Genomic DNA, 24243 nt, shown 5'->3' on the forward strand with positions numbered 1-24243 from the left:
GCTCAAGGCCTCCCGCGAGCGCGCCGGTCGGCAGCGCGGCGTGGGGCGCCGGTCAACAACGTGGAAAGCCGCGTGCCAAAGCTCAGGCCCCCGCCAGTTCCAACCCAGCCGCGATGATCCTCTCCAGCTCCGCCACATGCTCAGGAGCAGGATCGAGCAGCGGCAACCGCACACCCCCCACATCCATCCCCCGCAGCCGAACCCCGGCCTTGACCAGCGAAACCGCATACCCGGCCTGAACATCCCGCAGCCGGACCAGCGGCAGATAGAACCGGGTGAGCAGGGCCCGGGTCAGCTCCTCATCCCCACCGGTCACCGCCTTGTAGAAGGCGAGGGCGATCTCCGGCGCGAACGCGAACACCGCACTGGAGTAGAGCGTCACCCCAAGCCCACGATAGGCAGGTACGGTCAGCTCCGCCGTAGGCATCCCGTTGAAGAACGTGAACTCCCGATCGCTGGCCTGCCGGACGGTGAGGATGATCCGCTGAAGCAGATCAAGGTCCCCGAGCCCGTCCTTGAACCCGATCACGTTGGGCAGCGAGGCCAGCTCGGCCACCGCCTCGGGCGTGAAGCGAGCGTTGCCACGCTGGTAAACGATCAGTGGCAGTTCCGTCTCGGCCGCCACGTCCTTGACGTACCGGACAAGACCTTGTGTGGGGGAGGAGACGAGGTAGGGCGGGAAGAGCAGCAGCCCGTCGGCGCCGCTCTCGGCGGCGGCCCGCGCGTAGGCGCGCCCGGAGACGCCGCCCGCGCCGGAGAAGACGGGCACGTTGCCCGCCGTCGCCGCGACGCTCGTCTTGACGACCCGCGTGTAGTCGGCCAGGTCCAGCGCGTTGAACTCGCCGGTGCCGCACGCGGTGAACACTCCTCCCGCCCCGGCCGCGACCCCTCGCGCGACGTGCTGGGCGAGCATCGTCTCCGCCACGTCGCCGTCGGCTCCGAAGGGGGTCACCGGGAAGAAGAGAACACCATCAAGACGCATGTACGGTCCTTTCTAGCGAATGCCCTCCCTGCGCAGGGTGGCAATCAGTTTGCGTGTGTGCCGGATCACGGCGTCGATGACCTTGTCGAGCTTGTCGTCGTCCAGGTCGGCGGGCATCGAGCAGCTGATGGCATCGGTCGCGGGGATGCGGTAGTCGACCGCGACCGCGACGCACTTCACACCAGGGGTCCCTTGCTCGCTTTCGAGCGCCCACCCACGCGTGCGGACCTGCTCCAGTTCCTTGGCGAGCTTCCCGTGGTCGGTCAGCGTGTACGGCGTGTAGCCGACCAGCTCGTCCGGCAGCAGGTCCGTGACCTCGTCGTAGGTCAGCTGGGCGAGCAGCGCCTGGCCGAGCGCGGTCACGTGGGCGGGCAGCCGGCGGCCGACGCGCGGTATCACCCGGTGTGTCCTGCGGCCCTCGCGCGTGGCCAGGTAGAGCACGTGCGCGCCGTCGCGCCGGGCGAAGTGCACCGTGTGCCCGATCTCGTCGCGCAGGTTGTCCAGGGTCTCCAGCGCGAAGGGAAGAGCCTGGTCCTTGTCCAGGTACGCCGTCCCCGTCAGCAGGGCATGCGGGCCGATGCCGAAGGCCGACTTGGCGCCGTCCGTCTCCACCCACTTCAGCTCGACCAGGGTGCGCATGAGCGCGTGCAGGCTGCTGCGGGGGAAGCCGGTCTGTGCCTGCAGTTCCGACAGGGAGAGGCGGTCCGGAGACGCGGCGAGCGTCTCCAGGATGCGAACCGTTCGCTCGGCTGACTTGACCATCGAGGACTCCATAGGGTCCAGGATATTGGATGGCGTTCATATACATGGACACTTAACCCTTGATGGCGCCGCTGGTCAGACCGCGCATGAACTGCCGCTGGAACGCCAGGAACGCGATGATCGACGGAAGCAGCGCCAGCAGCGAAGCGGCCAGCAGCACGCCGATCCCGACCTCCTCGTCGGAACGCAGCGAGCGCAGCGCGATGGGCAGGGTCCATTGGTCGGAGTCCGTGGCCACGATCAGCGGCAGCACGTACTGGTCCCAGATCATGGTGAAGCCGAACACCCCGATCACGCCGATCGCGGGCCGGCACAGCGGCAGGATGATCGTGAAGAACGTCCGCATCTCGCCCGCGCCGTCGATCCTGGCCGCCTCTTCCAGCTCGACCGGGACCTCCTTCATGAACTCGGTCATGACCAGGATGGAGAAGCCCCAGGCGCCGATGGGCAGGATCATCCCGGCATAGGTGCCGATGAGCCGGGTCCCGATGAGCGGCAGTTCGCCGAGCACCGCCGACAGCGGCAGGATGATGACCTCTTCCGGGATCATCATCGTGACCAGCATGAGCAGCAGCACGACCGTCATCCCGCGGAACTTCTTGCGCGCCAGCGCGTACGCGGCGAAAACGCTCACGATCATCTGCAGCAGCAGCCCGAACCCGACGACCACGAACGAGTTCAGCAGGTAGAGGAAGACCTTGCGGTTGCCCGCCTGGATGAAGTTGTCCAGGGAGAAGCTGTCGGGCAGGGAGAAACGGGTCGGGTCGGGCACCGCGCCGAAGGCGTTGATCAGCAGGCCGACGAGCGGCCCGAGGAAGACGATGACGATGGCGGCGTACAGGATGGTCTTGAGCGTGACCGCGACCGGGCCGCGCTTGCTCTCCAGTCCGAGCGTGCTGTCGAACCTCATCGTGCCTGCCTCCTGCGCAGCACCTGGACGATCACCGTCAGCAGCAGCGTCGCCAGGAACAGCACGACGGATGCGGCCGAGGCGAGCCCGAAGCGGTTGTTCTGCAGGCCTTCCTTGTAGATCAGCGTCATGAGCACCTCGGAGGAGCCGTTCGGCCCGCCGTTCGTCAGCACGTACACCTCGACGAACACGCGCAGCCCGCGGATGGCCGCCAGCGTGAACAGGATCCAGAAGACCGGCCGCAGCGCGGGCAGCGTCACCCGCCAGAACCGCTGCCACACGGTCGCGCCGTCCACGGCCGCCGCCTCGTAGAGCGTGCGGTCCACGCCGACCAGCCCCGCGACGAAGATCATCATGTCGTACGGCGCGCCGCGCCAGATCATCATCACCATGATCGACCAGAGCGAGCTGTCCTCGCTGGACAGGAACGACAGCGGCCCGATGCCCACCCAGCCGGCCACGGTGTTGAGCAGGCCGTCGGGGCCGGGGTGGTACATGATCCGCCAGACCTCGGCGACCGCCGCGATCGTGGTCACGACCGGCAGGAACGCCGCGGTCCTGACGAACCACAGGTAGCGGGCGGGACCCTCGACCAGCAGGGCCAGCACCAGCCCGAGCACGATCGAGCCGGCCGTGGTCAGGAGGGCCAGCACCGCGCTGTGCCACATGGCCGAGGTGAAGGCGCTGTCGGTGAGGGCGTTCTCGTAGTTCTCCAGCCCGACCCAGCGGTTGCCGAGGAAGGGCCGGACCTCGAAGAAGCTGTCCTTCATCATCACGAAGATCGGGATGAACTTGAAGTACAGGAACAGCAGCAGAGCCGGAGCGAGGAACAGCCAGGGGACCAGCGCGCCGCGCCGCCGGATCCGCTTGTGGCGGCGGCGCGGCGAGGTCCCCGTGCGCGGGGGCGACAACGTGGTGGTCATGACGCTTTCTGGGTCGTCAGTTCCGTGGTGAACGTGGTGTTGAGCTCGTCCAGCGTCGCCTTGACGTCCTTGCCGCAGTCGGCCCAGGCGGCGTTGATGGCGTCGGCGGCCTTCTGGCGGAACGGCGTCCAGTCGGGCACCGGCGGCGTGTAGACGGCGCTCGGGTAGGCGTCGGCGAAGACCTTCCAGCGCGGGTCCTTGCGCTCGGCCGCGAGGTCGACCTCCTGGTTGACGGGCAGGCGGACGATCGGGCCCTCGTTGTCGCCGTTCATGCCGATCTTCTGGCCGGCGGCGGAGATCGCGTACTCGGCGAACTTCTGCTGCTCGGGCTCCATCTTGGAACCGGCCATCAGGTAGACGTTCTCGCCCTCGCCGAGCGTGCCGGGTCCGCCGGACGGGCCCTTGGGCACCTGGACGACCTCGATCTTGTCATCGCCCACGCTCTTGACGAAGCGGGCGAGGACGTAGGGCCCGACCAGGTAGATGCCGCCCTGGCCCTTCTCGAACACCGTGTGGGTGACGGTGGTGTCGTTGCTGACCGCGCCGGGGTTGACGGTCTTGGCGGTGCAGAACTGGTCCTGCATCCACTTGACCGCCTCGACCGTCTTGGGGTCGCTGACGCTGGAGCTGAACTTGCCGCCGCCGTTGGCCTTGACGAAGTCGCCGCCGTTGGCGTAGACGAGCGAGGAGACGTACCACGAGGCGTAGCCCCGCTTGGTGCCGGCCGGGGCGACGAAGCCGTAGGTGTTGGCGGTGCCGTCGCCGTCGGGGTCCTTCTCGGTGAACGCCTTGGCGAGCGCGGCCAGGTCTTCCCAGGTCTTGGGCGGTTCCAGCTTGAGCTTCTCGCGCCAGTCCTTGCGGATGATCAGCGCGAACGACTGCGCGGAGAACGGCGCCGCGTAGTGCTTGCCGTCTCCCGCCGCGGCCGCCTTCCACGCCAGTTCGGTGACCTTGTCCTGGCCGGCCAGCTTGGCCTTGTCGACCTCGCGCAGCCAGCCCTGGTGCTGCATGTTGCCCAGCCGCGCGGTGTCGTTGATGACCACGTCCGGCAGGTCCTTGGCCTGGGCCTGCTGCTGGAGCTTCGTCTCGAAGTCGTCGAACAGGGAGACGAGCTTGGTCTTGACGCCGCTGGCCTTCTCGAACTCCGCCACGAACTTCTGGGCGGTCTTGTGCGACGGGGAGTTGGGCACCTGACGGATCCAGATCTCGAGGGCGTCCGTACCGCCGCCGGAGCCTGACTGCGATCCACAACCCACCACTGTTACGGCCAGAGCCATGGCAACGCCGGCCCCGATCAGGTTGCGAGACATCAGACCGCCTCCTGTTCACGTATGTGGACGTGTTCTCCAAATGTGGAGCTGGTTCATGTGAACGTAACGACGCACCTGCGTCACGGTCAATATTCAAGGATGTGAATTTCGATCAGACTTGTGTACAACAGTCCTCATGCGCATCCTCGTCACGGGGGCCGCCGGGAAGGTCGGCACCCTCCTCCGGCCCCGCCTCGCCCGCCCGTCCAGGACCGTCCGCCTGTCCGACCTGCACCCGCTGCCGCCCGGCGAGCTGGGTCCCGGCGAGGAGTTCACGCAGGCCGACCTCAACGACGAGCCCGCGCTGGCCGCGGCCATGAAGGGCGTGGACGCCGTCCTGCACCTGGGCGGCCAGAGCCGCGAGCACCCGTGGGCCGACATCGTCCAGGCCAACATCAACGGCACCCACGCCCTGCTGGAGGCGGCGAGGAAGGAAGGCGTGAACCACGTGGTCCTGGTCGGCAGCCACCACGCGGCGGGGTTCCACACCCGCCCCGTCACCGGCGAGGACCTGCCCGACTACGCCTTCCCCCGCCCCGACACCTTCTACGGCGTCAGCAAGGTCGTCATGGAGGCTCTCGGCAGCCTCTACCACGACCGCTTCGGCATGAACGTCACCGTGATCAGGCTCGGCACCTGCAACGACGCCTCCGGCGACACCCGCGGCCTGGCCACCTGGATCTCGCCCGGCGACCTGACCCGCCTGGTCGAGGCCGCGCTGACCGCGCCCGGCTACCACGTGGTGTGGGGCGTCTCCGACAACGCCCGCCGCTGGTGGTCGCTGGAGGAGGCCCAGGCCATCGGCTACGTCTCCCACGACGACTCCGAGACCTACGCCGCCCCGATCCTCGCCTCCCAGGGCGAGCCCGACCTCACCGAACCGCTCCACGACCGGGCGGGCGGCATGTTCAGCATCAAACCCCTGGGTGAAGCCTGGTGAGCTCAGCTGGGTGAAGCCTGGTGAGCTCAGCGCCAGATCAGGCCGAGCCCCGGGTTCCCGGCCGTGCGCAGCTCCCCGTCCACGATCCGCACCGGGTACGGCTCCGCCAGCACCCCCAGCGCCGCGAACGAGGCGTCCTCCACCTCCTCCACCATGCACGGCAGCGGCAGCGCCATGGCCACCTGCCCTGACACCTCCGGCAGCAGATGCGGAAAAGTCGGGACATCGAAGGTCCGGGCCAGCTCCGCGATCCGCAACAGCGGCGTCAGCCCGCCCACCCGCACCACGTTCGGCTGTACGACGTCGCAGGCCCCGGCCACCAGCAGGTCCCGGAAGTCGTAGACGGTGTAGGCGCTCTCGCCCACCGCGATCGGCACCGGCACCGACTCCCGCAGCCGGGCCTGCGCCCCGATGTCGTCGGCCGGCAGCGGCTCCTCCACCCAGTACAGCCCGAACTCGGCCAGCGCCGCGATCGCCCGCCGCGCGGACGGCAGGTCCCACCGCTGGTTGGCGTCGACCATGAGCAGGACGTCCGGCCCGACGACCTCCCGCACCGCCGCCACCCGCCGCACGTCCTCGGCCAGCGACGGGAGCCCCACCTTGACCTTGACCCCCGGGTACCCGGCCGCCTTCCACCGCCCGGCCTGCGCGACGAGCTCGTCCAGGCTGTAGTGGATGTTGACGCCGCTGCCGTAGACGGGCACCGCCGCGCGCCGCCGGCCCAGCGCGTCGGCCAGGCTCGTACCGGCGCAGCGCAGGTCCCACAGCGCGAGGTCCACCCCGGCCATCGCGATCGTGGTCAGCCCGCCGCCGCCGGCCTCGCGCAGGTGCCGCCACAGCAGGTCCCACAGCACACCCGGGTCGGGCTCGCGGCCGACGACGAAGGCACGCACCTCGTTCTCCAGCAGCGCCTGTACGGCTCGCGCCCCGATCTGCGGCGTCCACGAGAACCCGGTGCCGGTGCGGCCGTCGGCCAGCCGTACCTCGACCTTGAGCAGGTGGTTGGAGGGCACGTCGGCGCCCCACGGACGGCGCAGCGCGACGGTGCGCGGCGAGACCACGACGTCGGTGATCACGAGCTCAGCTCCGTCCGCCAGCTGCGCGCGGCCCGCCACCCGAGCATCCGCTCGGCCTTGGCGCAGGAGAAGACCGTCTCGCCCACCGTGTCGGCCAGCCCGGCGGTGCCCGGCACCACTTTGGGCAGCACCTCCGACAGGGGTTCGCGGGTGAGCGCGTCGGCGGCGCCGGCGAAGAACACCTCCCCGTTGGGGATGTCCGGCAGCCGCTCCAGCAGGGTGATCACGAAGTCGGCCGCGTCGCGCGCGTCGATGTAGTTGAACAGCGAGACCCCGGCCAGCTCGGGACGGTCGAGGCGCTCGGCCATGGTGTGTCCCTGCTGCGTGGGCGCGCCCTCCCACTCCTCGGGCGCCACGACGTAGCAGGGGCGGAAGACGCCCAGCCGGGTCCGCGCGGTACGCGCGAAGCCCTTGACGACCTCCTCGGCCACCTGCTTGGACACCCCGTAGGCGTTCCAGGGGGCCAGCGGGTGCGCCTCGTCGATCGGCAGGTACGACGGGGTCCAGCCGGGCGTGCCGTACCCGATCACCGTGGGGCTGCTGGCGACGGCGACGCGCTCGACACCGGTACGGACGGCGCTCTCGCAGACGTTGAACGCGAGCTGGCTGTTGACCTTGAAGGTGACCGCGTCACTCCTGCTGAACGGCACCGCGATCGCCGCCAGGTGCACCACCGCGCCGGGCCGGAACCTGGTCATGACCTCGAACGCCTCGCCCAGGTCCGTCAGGTCGGCGGGCAGCGTGGCCGCGGCCTGCGCGGGCGTGCCGGGCGCCTGGTCGATGCCGATCACCTCGTGCCCCGCCGCGGCCAGGGCGCTCACCACGCTACGGCCGAGCCTGCCCGCGCTCCCGGTCACGAGCGTACGCGTCATCATCTCTCCTAAGATCGTCTCTCCTTAAAGCAAACGGTTGCATTGACCTTGACGGCCGCAACCGCAACCGTCAAGGTTTGTGGGCAACCGTTTGCAGGGGGGAACGCCATGGCGGTGACGATCAGAGACGTGGCCCGCGCCACCGGAGTGCACGTCTCGACGGTCTCCCGCAGCTTCTCCGCCCCGCACCTGGTCAACCCGGCCACCCGCGACCGCGTCCTGGCCGCCGCCGACCAGCTCGGCTACCGGCCCAACCGGGCCGCGCGCGCCCTCACCACCGGCCGCACCATGAACCTCGGCCTGATCGTCGCCGACATCGCCAACCCGTTCTTCCCGCCGCTGATCAAGGCCGCCCAGAGCCACGCCAGGAGCCACGACTACCACGTGTTCGTCGCCGACACCGACGAGGACCCCAGGGCCGAGGAAGAGCTGCTCCGCACCCTCGCCAAGCAGGTCGACGGCGTCATCCTGTGCAGCCCGCGCCTGGCCAACGACCAGATCGTCCGGCTGGCGGAGGACGTGCCGTTCGTCGTCGTCAACCGCCAGGTCGAGGGCCTGCCCTGGGTCCTCATGGACGTGGCTCAGGGCGCCGCGCTCGCCCTGGAGCACCTGCGCGGACTCGGACACCGCCGCCTGGCCTACGTCAGGGGCCCGGCCGGCTCGTGGACCAGCGAGGAGATGCGCGTCGCCGCCGGGGACGTGCCGGTCATCGGGCCCAACCAGCCCACCGAGCAGGGCGGCATCGCCGCCGCCCGCGCCGTCGCCGACTCCGGCGCCACCGGCGTGCTCGCCTACAACGACCTGGTCGCGCTCGGCCTCATCGAGGGCCTGGCCGACCTCGGCGTAGGCGTGCCCGCCGACGTGAGCGTGGTCGGCGTCGACGACATCCTGCCGGGCCGGCTCAACCGGCCCAAGCTCACGACCGTGGCCATGCCCACGGAAGCCGCCGGGCGCGCCGCCGTCGACCTGCTCCTGGGCGCGCGGACCGGGCCCGTCAAGCTGCCGACCGCGCTCATCGTCCGCGAATCCACCGGAGAGGCCCCCAGATGATCGAGCTGGCGTCCGGCGCGCTGCGCGCCCGCGTGCTGCCCTACGGCGCCGTCCTGCAGTCGCTGGAGGTCGGCGGCGTCAACGTCGTGCTCGGCCTGGACGACCCCGCCGACTACCTCACCCGCAGCCGCTACTTCGGCGCCGTCGTCGGCCGCTACGCCAACCGCATCGCCGGCGGCCGCTTCGTCCTCGACGGCGTCGAGCACACCCTGCCCGTCAACAACGGCGCCAACAGCCTGCACGGCGGCGTCAAGGGCTTCGACAAGCACGACTGGACCGTCGCCCGAACCTCCCCGATGTCCGTCACCCTCAGCCTCACCAGCCCCGACGGAGACCAGGGCTACCCGGGCGAGCTCACCGCCACCGTCACCTACACCCTCGACGGCGACGCCCTCCGCCTCGACTACACCGCGGTCGCCGACGCCCCCACCGTCGTCAACCTCACCAACCACACCTACTTCAACCTCGCCGGCGGCGGCGACATCCGCGGCCACATCCTGCGCGTCGAAGCCGGACGCTACCTGCCCGTCGACGGCGGCAAGATCCCCACGGGCGAGCTCGCGTCCGTGCGCGACACCCCGTTCGACTTCACCACCCCGACGGTCATCGGGCAGAGGTACGGCGCCGCCTACGACCACTGCTTCGTCCTCGACGGCGGCATCCGGGTCGTCGAACCCGTCTCCGGACTGGCCATGGAGGTCGCCACCACCGAGCCGGGCGTGCAGTTCTACGCCGGCGGCATGCTCGACCCGGTGGCCACGCCGTACGGGCCGTTCTCCGGATTCTGCCTGGAGACGCAGCACTTCCCCGACTCGCCCAACCAGCCGGGCTTCCCCTCGACCGTGCTGCGGCCGGGCGAGCGCATGGAGTCGAGCACCACCTACCGCTTCACGGCCTGACCGCCTTCAGCACCAGCATCGCCAGGTCGTCGCGGGACGGCTCGGCGGCGAAGGTGTCGACGGCGTGCCGTACCCGCTCGGCGACCGCGTGGGCGCTCAGCCCTCCGCACGTGGCCAGCAGCCTGGCCAGCCCGTCGTCGTCGTCCAGCAGCCGCTTGCCCTCGCGCCGCTCGGTCACCCCGTCGGTCACGCACAGCAGCACGTCGCCGGGAGCCAGCTCGAAGCTCTCGTCGAAGAACTCCGCCGAGCCCTCGATGCCCAGCAGCAACTGCGGCGCGGCGACCGTCTCCACCACGCCGTTCGCGCGCAGCACCAGCGGCGGCGGATGCCCGGCCGAGGCGATCGCGCAGCGCGCCCCGCCCTGCGGCAGCGGCGTCAGCTCCCCGCACAGCAGGCTCAGGAACCGGCCCTCCTCCGCCTCGTCGATCAACGTCGCGTTGAGCCGGTCGAGGATCGCCGCGACCGGATAGCGCTCCTTGGCCAGCAGGCGTACGGCGTGGCGGGCCAGACCGGTCACCGCCGCCGCCTCAGGACCGCTGCCGCAGACGTCGCCCAGCGCGAAACACCACCGGTCGCCGACCGCGAACAGGTCGTAGAAGTCGCCGCCCACGTCCGCGCCCTCCTCGGCCGGCTCGTAGACCACCGCCGACTCCAGGCCGGGCATCGAGGAGGTGGTCACCGGCAGCAGACTGCGCTGCAGGACCCGCGAGGTGGTCTCCTGGCGGGCGTAGAGCATGGCGGTGTGCAGGTTGAGCGCCACCAGCCGGCACAGGTCGGACAGCAGGTCGGCCAGCTCGTGGGAGAGCATCGGCTCGGCCCGGCCGAGCACCAGCGCCCCGAGCGACCTGTCGCCGGTCAGCAGCGGGAACGACAACACCGTCGCCGCCCCCGGAGGCCAGTCGGTCTCGCCCAGCTCCGGCTGCGGCCTGGCCGGCAGCACGCGACGCAGCTCGGCGTTGTGCCGCTCCTCGCAGTGCCACACATGTGCCAGGCGGGTGGTGCCCGACAGATCGGTCAGATACACCGCCGCCCACTGGGCGAGCTTGGGCACCACGAGCTGGGCGGCGAGCGCCGCGATCAGCTCCTCGTCGTGCACACCGGCCAGCAGTTCGCCCGCCTCGGCCAGGAACGACAGCCGGCCCCGGTGCGCGCGCTCGCGCTCGGCCAGCCGTTCCCGCTCCACGTGCAGGGCGACCTGGTCGGCGACGTGCTGGAGCCCGGCGGCCAGCGCGCTGTCGAAGCGGCCCGGCTCGGTCGAGGTCACCACGAGATAGCCGTTGACCTCGCCGGCCGTACGCAGGGGGGCGCACGCCAGCGACCTGGCGTGCAGCAGCCGCCCCAGCTCCACGTCCGTGCTCAGCAGATCGTCCACCATGCTCGGGCTCGCGCCCGATCGCGAGAACACCCCCGCGCCCGGCACCCTCACCACCCCCGCGGTCGCGCCCGCACCGCCCGCCACGGCGAAGCCGTCCTCGTGCTCGCTCCTGACCAGCACGTACGCCGCGTCCGCCCCGGACGAGGCCTGGATCACCTGGGCCGTGGCCCGCAGGCGCTCCGCCAGCGGACGGCTGCGCCCGAGCACCTCCATGATCCGCTCGCCCGCCTCGCGCCTGAGCGGTGTGGGTGGCGGCGCCAGGACGTAGCGGTGGTCCTCGGCCACCACCATCCACACCACCCGGCGATCACCGGCCCGCCCGCCGGTACGCAGATGGGAGACGTACACGGGAACCAGGCGGCCGTCGCGGTGGCGCATCCACGACGCCCCGCGCCAGCGGCCCAGGCCGAGCGTGTCGTCCAGCGTCAACGCGTAGCGGCCGTGGCCGCGCCAGGCGACCAGCTCGGCCAGCGTCATCCCGACCGCCTCGTTCGCCGGCCGGCCGAGCAGCGCCTCGGCCTCCGGGTTCCACAGCAGCACGCGGCCGTGGGCGTCGGCCACGATCACCGCCACGTGCAGCGACTCCACGGGCGCCGCGGCGATCGCGGGGGCGGCGGCCGGTGGACCGCCCGGCTCCGGCGTACCGTCGTCCTCCATGAGGTCGAGGCGCACCCACACGCGCTTGGCCGAGCGGGAGTAGGTGACCCCCCACGCGTCGGCCAGCATCCCGGCCAGTGCCAGACCGCGGCCCGAGGTGGCCATGGCGCCGGAGGCCAGGACCGTGCGCGAGGGATGGTGGTCGTCCACCTCGATCTCCAGCCGCGGCGGGGTGGCGGCCTCGTCGAGGCGGCAGGTCAGCTCGATCGCCGTGCCCGCGTGGACGACGGCGTTGGTGACGAGTTCGCTGGTCAGCAGCACCGCGTCCGCTTCGATGTGGCTGAGGTGCCATTCGGCGAGAACGTCCCGTACGAACCGGCGCGCCGCGGCCGGGGCATGGGGCGTCCCGTCGAAGGCCGTGCTCGTAACCCGGGCGGCGTCCACGCGTCTTCCTAGAACATCACTCGATGTGGCAGTTCGGTCACACTCAGAGTGGCAGACTGAGGCCGCTGATACTTCCAGTTGTGAAGAAGGCGGCCATGGTCACATCGCTTGCTCCTGGAGCGCTCCAATCCGCCGATCTGCGCCCGTTACTCGTCGCCCTGCACGGCCTGCGCGACGGCAACTTCCGCAGCAGGCTGCCGGTGCCGGACGACCCGGTCCTGGCGGAGCTCGCGGTCGCCTTCAACCAGGTGGTCGAGCGCAACGAGCACATGTCCAGGGAGCTGAACAGGGTCCGCACCGAGGTCGCCAGGCAGGGCCATCTCGACGAGCGGATCAGCCCCAGCCAGGGAGCCGGTTCCTGGGCGGGCAACGTCACCGCGGTCAACTCGCTCATCGACGCCCTGGTGATCCCGGCCGCCAAGGCCACCCGGGTGCTCAACGCCGTCGCGGACGGCGACCTGTCGCAGCGCGTCGACCTGCAAGAGGACAGCCGGCCGCTGCGCGGCGGGCTGCGGCTGATGGGCAAGGCCGTCAACCGCATGGTCGACCAGCTCGCGCTGTTCTCCGGCGAGGTGACCCGGGTGGCCCGCGAGGTGGGCACCGAGGGCCGCCTGGGCGGCCGGGCCAAGGTGCAGGGCATGCAGGGCAGCTGGCGCGACGTGACCGAGGCGGTCAACGCCATGGCCGGGCGGCTGACCGCGCAGGTGCGCGACATCGCGGTGGTCACCACCGCCGTGGCCAGGGGCGACCTGACCCGGCAGGTGACGGTCGAGGCCACCGGCGAGCTGCTGGAGCTCAAGCTCACCGTGAACACCATGGTCGACCAGCTGTCCGCCTTCGCCGACGAGGTGACCCGGGTGGCCCGCGAGGTCGGCACCGAGGGCCGCCTGGGCGGTCAGGCCCAGGTACGCGGGATGAGCGGGGTGTGGAAGGACCTCACCGACAACGTCAACTTCATGGCGTCGAACCTGACGACGCAGGTGCGTTCGATCGCGCAGGTGACGACGGCCGTGGCCAACGGCGACCTGTCCAAGAAGATCACCGTGGACGCCCGCGGTGAGATCCTGCAGCTCAAGGACACCATCAACACGATGGTCGATCAGCTGTCCGCGTTCGCCGACGAGGTGACGCGGGTGGCCCGCGAGGTCGGCACGGAGGGCCAGCTCGGCGGCAGGGCCGAGGTGAAGGGCGTCTCCGGCACCTGGAAGGACCTCACCGACAACGTCAACTTCATGGCGTCCAACCTGACGACGCAGGTGCGTTCCATCGCGCAGGTGACGACCGCGGTCGCGCAGGGCGACCTGTCACGGAAGATCACCGTCGACGCGCGCGGTGAGATCCTGCAGCTCAAGGACACCATCAACACGATGGTGGACCAGCTGTCGGCCTTCGCCAGCGAGGTCACCCGCGTGGCCCGCGAGGTCGGCACGGAGGGCCAGCTCGGCGGCCGGGCCGACGTGCGCGGGGTCTCCGGCACCTGGAAGGACCTCACCGACAACGTCAACTTCATGGCCGACAACCTCACCTCCCAGGTGCGCTCGATCGCCCAGATCACCACGGCCGTGGCCAACGGCGACCTGTCCAAGAAGATCACCGTGGACGCGCGCGGCGAGATCCTGCAGATGAAGGACACCATCAACACGATGGTCGATCAGCTCTCGGCGTTCGCCGACGAGGTGACCCGCGTGGCCCGCGAGGTCGGCACGGAGGGCCAGCTCGGCGGCCGGGCGGTGGTGAAGGGCGTCTCGGGCGTCTGGAAGGACCTGACCGACAACGTCAACTTCATGGCGTCCAACCTGACGACGCAGGTACGCGACATCGCCACCGTGGCCACCGCCGTGGCCCAGGGCGACCTGTCGCGGAAGATCACCGTTGACGTGAAGGGCGAGATCCTTCAGCTCAAGGACACCGTCAACACGATGGTGGACCAGCTCTCTGCCTTCGCCGCAGAGGTGACCCGGGTGGCCCGCGAGGTCGGCACCGAGGGCCGCCTGGGCGGTCAGGCCCAGGTCCGCGGCGTGTCCGGCGTGTGGAAGGACCTGACCGACAACGTCAACTTCATGGCCGACAACCTGACCACCCAGGTGCGCTCCATCGCCCAGGTGGCCACGGCCGTGGCCCAGGGCGACCTGTCCAGGAAGATCACCGTGGAGGTGAAGGGCGAGATCCTGGAGCTGACCAACACCATCAACACCATGGTCGACCAGCTCTCCTCCTTCGCCGACGAGGTGACCCGCGTGGCCCGCGAGGTCGGCACGGAGGGCCAGCTCGGCGGCAGGGCGGTGGTGAAGGGCGTCTCGGGCGTCTGGAAGGACCTGACCGACAACGTCAACTTCATGGCCGACAACCTCACCTCCCAGGTACGCAACATCGCCCAGGTCACCACCGGCATAGCGGAAGGAGACCTTTCCAAGAAGATCACCGTCGATGCCCGGGGCGAGATCCTGCAGCTCAAGGACACCATCAACACGATGGTCGACCAGCTCTCGGCCTTCGCCGACGAGGTGACCCGGGTGGCCCGCGAGGTCGGCACGGAGGGCCGCCTGGGCGGTCAGGCCCAGGTCCGCGGCGTCTCCGGCGTCTGGAAGGACCTGACGGACAACGTCAACTTCATGGCGTCCAACCTCACCTCCCAGGTACGCAGCATCGCCGTCGTCACCACGGCCATCGCCAACGGCGACCTGTCCAAGAAGATCACCGTCGATGCCCGGGGCGAGATCCTGCAGCTCAAGGACACCATCAACACCACCGTCGACCAGCTCTCGGCCTTCGCCGACGAGGTCACCCGAGTGGCCCGCGAGGTCGGCACCGAAGGCAGCCTGGGCGGTCAGGCCCAGGTCCGCGGCGTCTCCGGCGTCTGGAAAGACCTCACGGACAACGTCAACTTCATGGCCTCCAACCTCACCTCCCAGGTACGCAACATCGCCCAGGTGGCCACCGCCGTCGCCAACGGCGACCTGTCCAAGAAGATCGACGTGGACGCCCGCGGCGAGATCCTGGAGCTCAAGACCACGATCAACACCATGGTCGACACGCTCTCGTCCTTCTCCGCCGAGGTCACCCGCGTGGCCCGTGAGGTCGGCTCCGAAGGCCGCCTCGGCGGCCAGGCCGAGGTCGAAGGCGTCTACGGCACCTGGGAACGCCTCACCAAGAACGTCAACGAGCTCGCCGGCAACCTCACCACCCAGGTGCGCGCGATCGCCGAGGTCGCCAGCGCCGTCGCCCAGGGCGACCTCAGCCGCAGCATCAGCCTCGAAGCCAAGGGCGAGGTCGCCGAGCTCAAGAACAACGTCAACCTCATGGTCGCCAATCTGCGGGAGACCACCCGCGCCAAGGACTGGCTGGAGTCCAACCTCGCCCGCATCGCCGGACTCATGCAGGGACACCGCGACCTCGTCGAGGTCGCCGACCTCATCCTGCGCGAGCTCACCCCGCTGGTCAGCGCGCAGTTCGGCGCGTTCTACCTCGCCGACCTCGACGCGCGCGACGGCGCGCTCGCCTTCATCGCCGGGTACGGCGCCGCCCACGACCGCGACGTGCTCCCCGACCCCGGCACCGAGGGCCCCGGCCTGATCCGCCAGGCGGCGCTGGAGAAGAAGCGCATCCTGCTCGAAGACGTGCCCGCCGACTACATCAAGGTCCACACCGGGCTCGGCGAGGCCGCGCCCGCCAGCGTGGTCGTGCTGCCGATCCTGTTCGAGGACAAGGTGCTCGGCGTCGTCGAACTGGCCTCCTTCAGCCGCTTCAGCGAGGTCCACCTGGCCTTCTTCGACCAGTTCGTGGTCACGATCGGCGTGGCCATCAACACGATCATCGCCAACGCCAGGACCGAGTCGCTGCTGTCGGAGTCACAGCGGCTGGCCCAGCAGTTGCAGGGCCGTTCCGACGAACTCCAGCGCCAGCAGGCCGAGCTGCGCCGCTCCAACGCCGCGCTGGAGGAGAAGGCGCACCTGCTGGCCACCTCCTCGCGCTACAAGTCGGAGTTCCTGGCCAACATGTCGCACGAGCTGCGTACGCCGCTCAACAGCCTGCTCATCCTGGCCAGGCTGCTGGCCGACAACCCCGAGAACAACCTGTCCGCGCAGGAGGTCGAGTTCGCCTCCACGATCCACAACGCCGGCAGCGACCTGCTCCAGCTCATCAACGACATCCTCGACCTGTCCAAGATCGAGGCCGGCCGGATGGACGTGCGCCCGGAGAACCTGCCGCTCAGCAAGGTCCTCGACTACGTCGACGCCACCTTCCGCCCGCTCACCGTCGACCGGGGTCTCACCTTCGAGATCGAGGTGCACCCCGGCGTACCTCGGGAGATGTTCAACGACGAGCGGCGGCTGCAGCAGATCCTGCGCAACCTGCTGTCGAACGCGGTCAAGTTCACCAGCAGCGGCGAGGTACGCCTGGCCGTCTCCAACGCCGGCGCCTTCGCCTCCGAGGGCGGCGACGGCCCCACCCGGCCCGGCGACGTGATCGCCTTCGCCGTCTCCGACACCGGCATCGGCATCGCCGCCGACAAGCTGCCCGCCATCTTCGGCGCCTTCCAGCAGGCCGACGGCACCACCAGCCGCAAGTACGGCGGCACCGGCCTCGGCCTGTCCATCAGCAGCGAGATCGCCCGGCTGCTCGGCGGCCAGATCCACGCCGTCAGCGAACCCGGGCGCGGCAGCACGTTCACCCTGTTCGTGCCCGCCGTCTGCCCCGCGACCAGCGTCACCGTCGAGTCGGGCGGCGCCGAGCCCGCGGCTCTCGAGCCCGCGTGGCTGCCCACCGAGCCGCTGCGCAAGGCCGTCGACACCCGCGCCGCCCCGCCCCAGGCCGAATGGCCGGTCGTCGACAGCGGCGACGAACTGTGGCAGTCGGCGGCCCAGCTCAGCGCGCTCGTCGACGGGCCCGTGGGCGCCGCCTTCGCCGGCAAGCGGGTCCTCATCGTCGACGACGACATCCGCAACGTCTACGCCCTCACCCACGTCCTCGGCCGCCTCGGCATGGAGGTCATCTACGCCGAGAACGGCCGCGAGGGCATCGAGGCGCTCGAACGCGAGGAGAAGATCGCCCTGGTGCTCATGGACGTGATGATGCCCGAGATGGATGGCTACGAGACGCTCGGCGTCGTACGGCAGATGCCCCGCTTCACCGACCTGCCGATCATCGCGCTGACGGCCAAGGCGATGCCCGGTGACCGGGAGAAGACCATCGCCTGCGGCGCGTCCGGCTACGTTCCCAAGCCCGTCGACCTCGATCACCTGCTGGAGGTGATGCGCGGCTGGCTCGACGGCGAGCGCGCCGCCGAAGCGGAGGAGAGTACAGAATGATCCGCCAGGTCAAGATCCTCCTTGTCGACGACAAGGACGAGAGCCTGGTCGCGCTGGAGGCGGTGCTGCGGCCGCTGCAGCAGCAGTTGTTCAAGGCCAGGTCGGGGCAGGAGGCCATGAAGCTCATGCTGCGCCACGACTTCGCCGTGGTGCTGCTGGACGTGCTGATGCCCGGCATGGACGGCTTCGAGACCGCCGCCCACATCAAACGCCTCGACCAGACCCGCGACGTGCCCATCATCTTCCTCACCGGAACCGACACCGGCTCGGGCGCCGCCTTCCGCGGCTACGCCGTCGGGGCCGTGGACTACATCACCAAACCCTTCGATCCCTGGGTGCTCCGCAGCAAGGTGGCGGTGTTCATCGAACTGTCCCGCAAGAGCCACATGCTGCGCGAACAGGCCGCCCTGCTGCGCGACCTGCTCCGCAGCGACCCCGACCTGACCCGCAACGCCCAGGCGCTGACCACGTTCGCCGACCGCCTGAAGTCCGTGGAGGACCAGCTGACCACACTGACGGCGGCGGTCCCGGACGACGACGGCCTCCGTGACGCCATCAAGGACCTGGCCGACCGGGTCAACGCCATGCAATCCGCCTTCGACACCCTCCACCCCACCCCTTAACCCCAACCCCCACATCCCTACCCGAAGGCCCACCAGACCCCTAAGCAACATCCAGTCATCCTCCCGGGCTCCCACAGCCCACCTCGCCCGCAGTCCTGGCCCGCCGGGTGGGGTGGGTGGGGGTGGTGGGGGAAAGGGGATTTTTCGGGCGCAACGGCGAGCCTCTGTGCCGTGGCGGGGGTTGGGGACGTACCTTTGGCATCATGGCCACCCGTACGCCGAAAAGCGCACCGAAGGGGCCGGCGAAGCGGTCGAACTCGTCGCGGGCGACCCCTGCCAAGCGGACGTCCTCGTCGGCGGGACGCCCCAAGGCGAAGGGGACGGGCTCGGCCCGCAAGTCGTCCGTGACCCACCAGGACCCCATCAGCTGGATCTTCACGATGATCGGCAAGCTGATCGTCGGGCTGTGGATGCTGCTGGCCAACGGTATCGGCAGCGCCGCCCGTGCGCTCGGCTCCAGTGCTCGTGAGCTTGATCCCGCCCATCGGCGTGACGGTGTCGGGCTGGCGGTGCTGGCCGGTGCGATCGTGCTGGCCGCCATGACGTGGCGCGATGCCAGGGGCGCCGTTTCCGACGTGGTCAACGTGGTGGTCCAGGGCGTGTTCGGGTCGCTGGCCTGGGCGTTGCCGTTGCTGCTCGGGCTGCTGGCCTGGCGGTTCCTGCGCCACCCCGATCAGAACGCCGACACCGGCCGCATGGTGATCGGCTGGAGCGCGCTGCTCATCGGCGTGCTGGGCGTCATCCACGTCGCGAACGGCGTGCCGTACCCCTCGGGGACCAAGACCGACGGCATGGACAAGGTGTCGGAGGCCGGCGGCATCATCGGGTTCATCGTCTCGGCGCCGCCGCACAGCATTCTGCCGCCGTTCATCACGATCCCGCTGCTGCTGATCCTGTCGGGCTTCGGCGTGCTGGTGATCACGGCCACGCCGGTCCACCGCATTCCGGAACGGCTGGCCGAGCTCAAGCACCTCTTGTTCGAACGGCACGGCCCCGCGCAACCCGGCGACCAGGGCAAGAAGCGGACCAGGGCCAAGAAGCCGGGCGAGCCGGAGGTCGGCGACCTGGTCAAGCCCTATGACACGCCGGTCCTGGCGGAGAAGGACAAGGACAAGCGCGGCGACCATTCGCCGGAGATCGTGCCGGGGCTCACGGACGAGGAGGAGCCGGCCGGTCCTGAGGCCCGTAAGCCGGAGCTGCCGGAGCCGAGCCCGGCTCCGCGCAAGGTGGAGCAACTTGTCCTGTCGCCGCAGGCCGGGCCGTACCAGCTGCCGGATCTTCAGAGCCTCAAGCCGGGCTCGGCGCCGAAGCCGCAGACCAAGGCGAACACCGTCGTGGTCAACGCGCTGACCAGCGTGCTGGAGCAGTTCACGATCGACGCGCAGGTGATGGGGTTCACGCGCGGTCCGACGGTGACGCGGTACGAGATCGAGCTCGGGCCCGCCGTGAAGGTGGAAAAAGTCACCGCCCTCACCAAAAACATTGCTTATGCCGTTAAATCGGCGGATGTCAGGATCTTGTCGCCGATCCCGGGTAAGTCGGCGATCGGGGTCGAGATTCCCAACGCGGACAAGGATCTTGTCGCACTCGGCGACGTGCTGCGGGCCCAGGTGGCGCAGGCCGACCACCACCCGATGATCGTGGGCCTGGGCAAGGACGTCGAGGGGCGCACGATCGTCGCCAACCTCGCCAAGATGCCGCACCTGCTCATCGCGGGCGCCACCGGCGCCGGTAAGTCCGTCTGCGTGAACGGCCTGATCACGAGCATCCTCATGCGCGCCACCCCGGACGAGGTCCGCATGGTGCTCGTGGACCCCAAGCGGGTGGAACTCAGCGTCTACGAGGGCATCCCCCACCTGATCACCCCGATCATCACGAACCCGAAGAAGGCCGCCGAGGCCCTCGACTGGGTCGTGGGCGAGATGGACCGCCGCTACGACGACCTGGCGGCCAGCGGCTTCCGGCACGTGGACGAGTTCAACAAGGCCGTGCGGGCGGGCCAGCTCAAGCCGCCGCCGGGCAGCGAGCGCGTCTACCAGCCCTACCCGTACCTGCTGGTGATCGTGGACGAGCTGGCCGACCTGATGATGGTCGCCCCGCGTGACGTCGAGGACTCCATCGTCCGCATCACCCAGCTCGCCCGAGCGGCCGGCATCCACCTGGTGATCGCCACCCAGCGCCCGTCGGTGGACGTCGTGACCGGCCTGATCAAGGCGAACGTGCCCTCCCGGCTCGCCTTCGCCGTCTCCAGCCTCACCGACTCACGGGTCATCCTCGACCAGCCCGGCGCCGACAAGCTCGTCGGCCAGGGCGACGCGTTGTTCCTGCCGATGGGCGCGAGCAAGCCCATCCGCATCCAGAACGCGTTCGTCTCCGAGAAGGAGATCGCGGGGATCGTCGAGCACTGCAAGGGGCAGATGCAGGCGGAGTACCGCGACGACGTGGCGGCGGTGACGGTCAAGAAGGAGATCGACGAGGACATCGGCGACGACCTCGACCTGCTGCTGCAGGCGGCCGAGCTGATCGTCACCACGCAGTTCGGCTCGACCTCGATGCTCCAGCGCAAGCTGCGCGTCGGGTTCGCCAAGGCCGGGCGGCTCATGGACCTGCTCGAAAGCCGGAACGTGGTCGGCCCGAGCGAGGGTTCCAAGGCCCGCGAGGTCATGGTGAAGCCCGACGAACTCGCGGGTTTGCTGGCCGACCTGCGCGGCGAGTGACCCCAATGCTTCCCCGCCCGGCGATTACTGGTTGAATATGGACCACTACGCAACGTCGGGGGCGGGGAGGCGTTTGCCGTGCAGGAGCAGAGCATTGGGTCCACGCTGGCTGCGGCCAGACGGGCATCGGGGCTGACGGTAGGTCAGCTCAGTGCGACCACGCGCGTGCGCGAGGCGCTGATCTACGCGATAGAACGCGATGACTTCTCCCTGTGCGGGGGCGACTTCTACGCCAGGGGGCACATCAAGGCGATGGCCAGGGCGGTCGGCCTCGATCCCGAGGCCATGGTCCACCTCTATGACGAGCATCACGGCGGCGTGCCGATGCCGGTGCGGGCGGCCACGATCTTCCAGGCCGACCGCCGGGTGAAGCTGCGCGAGCGGCGCGGGCCCAACTGGACGATGGCGCTGGGGGTGGCGCTGGCGATCGTGGTGGTGTTCGGGGTCGTGCGGGTGATGGGCGGATCGGGGGAGACGCGGGTCGCCGACGTCACGCCGGTCTCGGCGGCGCCCAGCGTGCCGCCCAACACGCCGTTCACCGAGCCGCCGCCGGTGCCGAAGAAGCCGGCGCCGGCCGTACCCGCGATGAAGGATCTTGTCGTGGTGAAGGTGGAGGCGAAGCGCTCGTCCTATCTGAACGTGCGGGACGCGAAGGGGCGCAAGCTGTTCGCCGGGACGCTGGCGGCGGGCAAGAGCTCGACGTGGCGGGCCCCGACTCAGATGAAGCTGCTCTTCGGCGATGCCGGAGCGGTCTTGCTGCAGGTCAACGGCAAGGATCTGGGTCAGCCCGGCGGGCGTGGGGAGACGGTGCGGCGCTCGTTCGGGCCATCTGCACCCCGGCCACGGTGAAGGTAGTGGCCAACTCCCGATACCGTAGTGTTCACCATGTCAAAGTCCGTATCGCTGATCACCCTGGGCTGCGCGCGCAACGAGGTCGACTCCGAAGAGCTCGCCGCGCGCATCGAGGCTGCCGGTTGGCAGCTCGGTGACGACGACCCCGATGTCGTCGTCGTCAATACGTGCGGCTTCATCGATTCTGCGAAGAAGGACTCGATCGACACGCTGCTGGCCGCCGCCGACTCCGGCGCGAAGGTGGTCGCGGCCGGATGTATGGCCGAGCGCTACGGCAAGGAGCTGGCCGAGGCTCTGCCCGAGGCGAGCGCGGTCATCTCCTTCGACGACTACGCCGAGATCGGCGAGCGCCTCGACGACGTGCTCGACGGCAGGTCGCTGACGCCGCACACGCCGCGCGACCGCCGTACCCTGCTGCCCATCTCGCCGGTGGATCGTGCCACCGCGCCCAAGTCCGCCATCCCAGGTCACGGCGATCTGCCCGAGGGGCTGGCGCCGGCCAGCGGGCCGAGGGTGCTGCGCAGGCGGCTCGACGAGAGCCCGGTCGCCTCGCTGAAGCTGGCCTCGGGCTGCGACCGCCGCTGCTCGTTCTGCGCGATCCCGGCCTTCCGCGGCGCCTACGTCTCGCGCGACCCGCAGGAGCTGCTGGCCGAGGCCGACTGGCTGGCCCATCGCGGGGTGCGCGAGCTCGTGCTCGTGAGCGAGAACTCCACGTCCTACGGCAAGGATCTGGGCGACCTGCGCGCGCTGGAGAAGCTGCTGCCCAAGCTGGCCGCGACCGAGGGCATCAAGCGGGTGCGGGCCAGCTACCTGCAGCCCGCCGAGCTGCGCCCCGGACTGATCGACGTGCTCGCCGGCACCGAGGGCATCGCGCCCTACTTCGACCTGTCCTTCCAGCACGCCAGCGGCTCGGTGCTGCGCCGGATGCGCCGCTTCGGCGACCCCAAGCGCTTCCTGGAGCTCCTGGACGCCGTCCGCGACAAGGCGCCGGAGGCGGGCGTGCGCTCCAACTTCATCGTGGGCTTCCCCGGCGAGACCGAGGAGGAGTTCGGCGAGCTGGTGCGCTTCCTGGAGTCGGCCAGGCTCGACGTGATCGGCGTCTTCGGCTACTCCGACGAGGACGGCACCGAGGCGGCCTCGCTGCCGGGCAAGCTCGCCCAGGACGTCGTCGACGAGCGGGTGCGGATGCTGACCGAGCTGGCCGAGGAGCTGACCGCGCAGCGCGCGGAGGAGCGCATCGGCACCGAGCTCGACGTGCTCATCGAGGAGGACCTCGGCGACGGCGGCTACGAGGGCCGCGCGGCCCACCAGGGTCCCGAGGTGGACGGTTCCGTGACGGTTCAGGGCATCGGCCTGGTGCCGGGCCAGATCGTGCGCGCGGTCGCGGTCGACGCCGAGGGGGTCGACCTGATCGCGCGTATCAAGGCCAGCCCGTGACGAAGGACGAGCGCCGGGTGGTCAGCCCGTGGAACATCGCCAACGTCCTCACGGTCGTCCGGATGGTGCTCGTCCCTTTCTTCGTTGTCTGCCTGTTCCTGCCCGGCATGGGCTGGCGGCTGGCCGCGCTCGGGGTGTTCGCGGTGGCCTCGATCACCGACCATCTCGACGGAGAGCTGGCCAGACGCTACGGCCTGATCACCGACTTCGGCAAGATCGCCGACCCGATCGCCGACAAGGCGCTGACCGGGGCGGCGCTGGTGAGCCTGTCGGTGCTGGGCGAGCTGGGCTGGTGGGTCACGATCGTGATCCTCGGCCGTGAACTCGGCATCACGCTGCTGCGGCTGGTCCTGCTGCGCCACGCGGTCATCCCGGCCAGCTACGGCGGCAAGGTCAAGACCGTCCTGCAGATAGCCGCGATCGTCCTGTACATCCTGCCCTGGGGCTCCGACCCGGTGCGCTGGGTGGTGATGGGGGCGGCGGTGGTGGTCACCGTGGGCACGGGCGTCGACTACGTGTTCCGGGCGATCCGGCTGCGCGGCGTGGCCAGGCGGGTGCGGGGCGAGTGAGCGCCGGCCGCGCCGCCGAGGCCCTCGATCTCCTGGTACGCCAGTCCGCGACCCTGGCCGTGGCCGAGTCGCTGACCGGCGGGCTGCTGGGTTCGGCGTTCACCGGCGTCCCGGGGGCCTCCAGGGCGTTCCGTGGCGGGGTGATCGCCTATGCCACGGATCTGAAGCACGCGCTGCTGGCCGTACCGGAGGATCTTCTGCGGCGGGAGGGTGCGGTGCACCCCGAGGTGGCGGCGGCGATGGCGCGGGGCGCGGCGAAGCTGTGCGGTGCCACCTACGGCCTGGCCGTGACGGGAGTGGCCGGACCCGACCCGCAGGACGGCAAGCCCGTGGGCACCGTGCACATCGCCGTGAGCGGACCTGGTGACCAGGTTTGGCGGCGAAATCTGGGGCGAGGAGGGTCGAGGCAGGAGATCCGGGTAAGGACGGTGGACGAGGCTGTCGATCTCCTCGCAGGTGTGCTGAAGCGGAGCAATGGGGAACATTCCGGGTGATTACCGTGTTACGTCCCCAGCGAACATGCCAAGCACGGTCTGACGCGGTGTCGGTGGATACGGGTACGGTGGAGCTGTGAGTGAGGTCCGTGAGCCATCAGC

Annotated in this window: 18 protein-coding genes; 10 read left to right on the forward strand and 8 right to left on the reverse strand. The window is 70.0% G+C overall.

Going from position 1 to position 24243, the window contains the following annotated elements:
* Positions 1 to 82: 82 nt before the first annotated feature.
* The 5 genes from ACFWY5_RS22450 to ACFWY5_RS22470 are packed head-to-tail and all read right to left on the reverse strand — an operon-like array spanning position 83 to position 4887.
* The gene (locus ACFWY5_RS22450) at positions 83 to 982 is read right to left on the reverse strand and encodes a 5-dehydro-4-deoxyglucarate dehydratase (RefSeq protein ID WP_379624681.1); all 900 of its coding nucleotides are present in this window, start codon (positions 980 to 982) and stop codon (positions 83 to 85) included.
* 12 nt (positions 983 to 994) lie between these two features.
* Positions 995 to 1756, reverse strand: coding sequence for an IclR family transcriptional regulator (locus ACFWY5_RS22455; protein ID WP_379634039.1), 762 nt, complete (start codon positions 1754 to 1756; stop codon positions 995 to 997).
* Positions 1757 to 1796: 40 nt separating this feature from the next.
* Positions 1797 to 2654 carry a carbohydrate ABC transporter permease gene (locus tag ACFWY5_RS22460; protein WP_379624677.1) on the reverse strand — a complete coding sequence of 286 codons (858 nt, stop codon included), beginning with the start codon at positions 2652 to 2654 and terminating at the stop codon, positions 1797 to 1799.
* Positions 2651 to 3577, reverse strand: a complete 927-nt coding sequence (locus tag ACFWY5_RS22465) for a carbohydrate ABC transporter permease (protein WP_379624675.1) — start codon at positions 3575 to 3577, stop codon at positions 2651 to 2653. Before ACFWY5_RS22465 ends, ACFWY5_RS22460 begins: the two co-directional genes overlap by 4 nt.
* A complete protein-coding gene (locus ACFWY5_RS22470; protein ID WP_379624673.1) occupies positions 3574 to 4887 on the reverse strand; it encodes an extracellular solute-binding protein in 1314 nt (437 codons plus the stop codon). Before ACFWY5_RS22470 ends, ACFWY5_RS22465 begins: the two co-directional genes overlap by 4 nt.
* A 136-nt stretch (positions 4888 to 5023) precedes the next feature.
* On the opposite strand from ACFWY5_RS22470, the gene ACFWY5_RS22475 reads away from it, so the two are divergent.
* Positions 5024 to 5827, forward strand: a complete 804-nt coding sequence (locus ACFWY5_RS22475; RefSeq protein ID WP_379634041.1) for an NAD-dependent epimerase/dehydratase family protein — start codon at positions 5024 to 5026, stop codon at positions 5825 to 5827.
* Positions 5828 to 5853: 26 nt separating this feature from the next.
* On the opposite strand, the gene ACFWY5_RS22480 is transcribed toward ACFWY5_RS22475, so the two are convergent.
* Both ACFWY5_RS22480 and ACFWY5_RS22485 read right to left on the reverse strand, forming a co-directional pair.
* Complete coding sequence (locus ACFWY5_RS22480; protein ID WP_379634313.1) at positions 5854 to 6900, reverse strand: mandelate racemase/muconate lactonizing enzyme family protein; 1047 nt, start codon at positions 6898 to 6900, stop codon at positions 5854 to 5856.
* Positions 6900 to 7778: an NAD-dependent epimerase/dehydratase family protein gene (locus ACFWY5_RS22485; protein WP_379624669.1), complete on the reverse strand. Its 879-nt coding sequence runs from the start codon at positions 7776 to 7778 to the stop codon at positions 6900 to 6902. Before ACFWY5_RS22485 ends, ACFWY5_RS22480 begins: the two co-directional genes overlap by 1 nt.
* Positions 7779 to 7883: 105 nt before the next feature.
* On the opposite strand from ACFWY5_RS22485, the gene ACFWY5_RS22490 reads away from it, so the two are divergent.
* Entirely contained in the window at positions 7884 to 8825 is a 942-nt protein-coding gene (locus ACFWY5_RS22490) for a LacI family DNA-binding transcriptional regulator (RefSeq protein ID WP_379624666.1), read from the forward strand.
* The gene (locus ACFWY5_RS22495) at positions 8822 to 9724 is read left to right on the forward strand and encodes an aldose epimerase family protein (RefSeq protein ID WP_379634043.1); all 903 of its coding nucleotides are present in this window, start codon (positions 8822 to 8824) and stop codon (positions 9722 to 9724) included. The genes ACFWY5_RS22490 and ACFWY5_RS22495 overlap by 4 nt, the downstream gene beginning before the upstream one ends.
* Here ACFWY5_RS22495 and ACFWY5_RS22500 read toward each other — a convergent pair.
* Positions 9714 to 12140, reverse strand: a complete 2427-nt coding sequence (locus ACFWY5_RS22500) for a SpoIIE family protein phosphatase (protein ID WP_379634045.1) — start codon at positions 12138 to 12140, stop codon at positions 9714 to 9716. The genes ACFWY5_RS22495 and ACFWY5_RS22500 overlap by 11 nt on opposite strands.
* A gap of 95 nt (positions 12141 to 12235) precedes the next feature.
* On the opposite strand from ACFWY5_RS22500, the gene ACFWY5_RS22505 reads away from it, so the two are divergent.
* From ACFWY5_RS22505 to ACFWY5_RS22535, 7 genes are all read left to right on the forward strand, one after another.
* Complete coding sequence (locus ACFWY5_RS22505; protein ID WP_379634047.1) at positions 12236 to 17449, forward strand: HAMP domain-containing protein; 5214 nt, start codon at positions 12236 to 12238, stop codon at positions 17447 to 17449.
* A complete protein-coding gene (locus tag ACFWY5_RS22510; RefSeq protein WP_379634049.1) occupies positions 17446 to 18072 on the forward strand; it encodes a two-component system response regulator in 627 nt (208 codons plus the stop codon). The genes ACFWY5_RS22505 and ACFWY5_RS22510 overlap by 4 nt, the downstream gene beginning before the upstream one ends.
* A 203-nt stretch (positions 18073 to 18275) precedes the next feature.
* Positions 18276 to 20789, forward strand: a complete 2514-nt coding sequence (locus ACFWY5_RS22515; protein WP_379625423.1) for a DNA translocase FtsK — start codon at positions 18276 to 18278, stop codon at positions 20787 to 20789.
* A gap of 78 nt (positions 20790 to 20867) precedes the next feature.
* Positions 20868 to 21638, forward strand: a complete 771-nt coding sequence (locus ACFWY5_RS22520; protein WP_379625425.1) for a helix-turn-helix domain-containing protein — start codon at positions 20868 to 20870, stop codon at positions 21636 to 21638.
* 36 nt (positions 21639 to 21674) lie between these two features.
* Complete coding sequence (gene rimO / locus ACFWY5_RS22525) at positions 21675 to 23078, forward strand: 30S ribosomal protein S12 methylthiotransferase RimO (protein ID WP_379634051.1); 1404 nt, start codon at positions 21675 to 21677, stop codon at positions 23076 to 23078.
* Positions 23075 to 23647, forward strand: coding sequence for a CDP-diacylglycerol--glycerol-3-phosphate 3-phosphatidyltransferase (gene pgsA, locus ACFWY5_RS22530; protein ID WP_379625429.1), 573 nt, complete (start codon positions 23075 to 23077; stop codon positions 23645 to 23647). Before rimO ends, pgsA begins: the two co-directional genes overlap by 4 nt.
* The gene (locus ACFWY5_RS22535; protein WP_379625431.1) at positions 23644 to 24141 is read left to right on the forward strand and encodes a CinA family protein; all 498 of its coding nucleotides are present in this window, start codon (positions 23644 to 23646) and stop codon (positions 24139 to 24141) included. The genes pgsA and ACFWY5_RS22535 overlap by 4 nt, the downstream gene beginning before the upstream one ends.
* Positions 24142 to 24243: the final 102 nt, after the last annotated feature.

Source organism: Nonomuraea sp. NPDC059007, assembly GCF_042740555.1.
GTDB lineage: Bacteria > Actinomycetota > Actinomycetes > Streptosporangiales > Streptosporangiaceae > Nonomuraea.

Excerpts from the sequence above, each read along its gene's own strand:
- ACFWY5_RS22450 (WP_379624681.1), bottom strand. The coding sequence starts at position 982 with ATGCGTCTTGATGGTGTTCTCTTCTTCCCGGTGACCCCCTTCGGAGCC.
- ACFWY5_RS22455 (WP_379634039.1), bottom strand. The coding sequence starts at position 1,756 with ATGGAGTCCTCGATGGTCAAGTCAGCCGAGCGAACGGTTCGCATCCTG.
- ACFWY5_RS22460 (WP_379624677.1), bottom strand. The coding sequence starts at position 2,654 with ATGAGGTTCGACAGCACGCTCGGACTGGAGAGCAAGCGCGGCCCGGTC.
- ACFWY5_RS22465 (WP_379624675.1), bottom strand. The coding sequence starts at position 3,577 with ATGACCACCACGTTGTCGCCCCCGCGCACGGGGACCTCGCCGCGCCGC.
- ACFWY5_RS22470 (WP_379624673.1), bottom strand. The coding sequence starts at position 4,887 with ATGTCTCGCAACCTGATCGGGGCCGGCGTTGCCATGGCTCTGGCCGTA.
- ACFWY5_RS22475 (WP_379634041.1), top strand. The coding sequence starts at position 5,024 with ATGCGCATCCTCGTCACGGGGGCCGCCGGGAAGGTCGGCACCCTCCTC.
- ACFWY5_RS22485 (WP_379624669.1), bottom strand. The coding sequence starts at position 7,778 with ATGATGACGCGTACGCTCGTGACCGGGAGCGCGGGCAGGCTCGGCCGT.
- ACFWY5_RS22490 (WP_379624666.1), top strand. The coding sequence starts at position 7,884 with ATGGCGGTGACGATCAGAGACGTGGCCCGCGCCACCGGAGTGCACGTC.
- ACFWY5_RS22495 (WP_379634043.1), top strand. The coding sequence starts at position 8,822 with ATGATCGAGCTGGCGTCCGGCGCGCTGCGCGCCCGCGTGCTGCCCTAC.
- ACFWY5_RS22505 (WP_379634047.1), top strand. The coding sequence starts at position 12,236 with ATGGTCACATCGCTTGCTCCTGGAGCGCTCCAATCCGCCGATCTGCGC.
- ACFWY5_RS22510 (WP_379634049.1), top strand. The coding sequence starts at position 17,446 with ATGATCCGCCAGGTCAAGATCCTCCTTGTCGACGACAAGGACGAGAGC.
- ACFWY5_RS22515 (WP_379625423.1), top strand. The coding sequence starts at position 18,276 with ATGGCCACCCGTACGCCGAAAAGCGCACCGAAGGGGCCGGCGAAGCGG.
- rimO (WP_379634051.1), top strand. The coding sequence starts at position 21,675 with ATGTCAAAGTCCGTATCGCTGATCACCCTGGGCTGCGCGCGCAACGAG.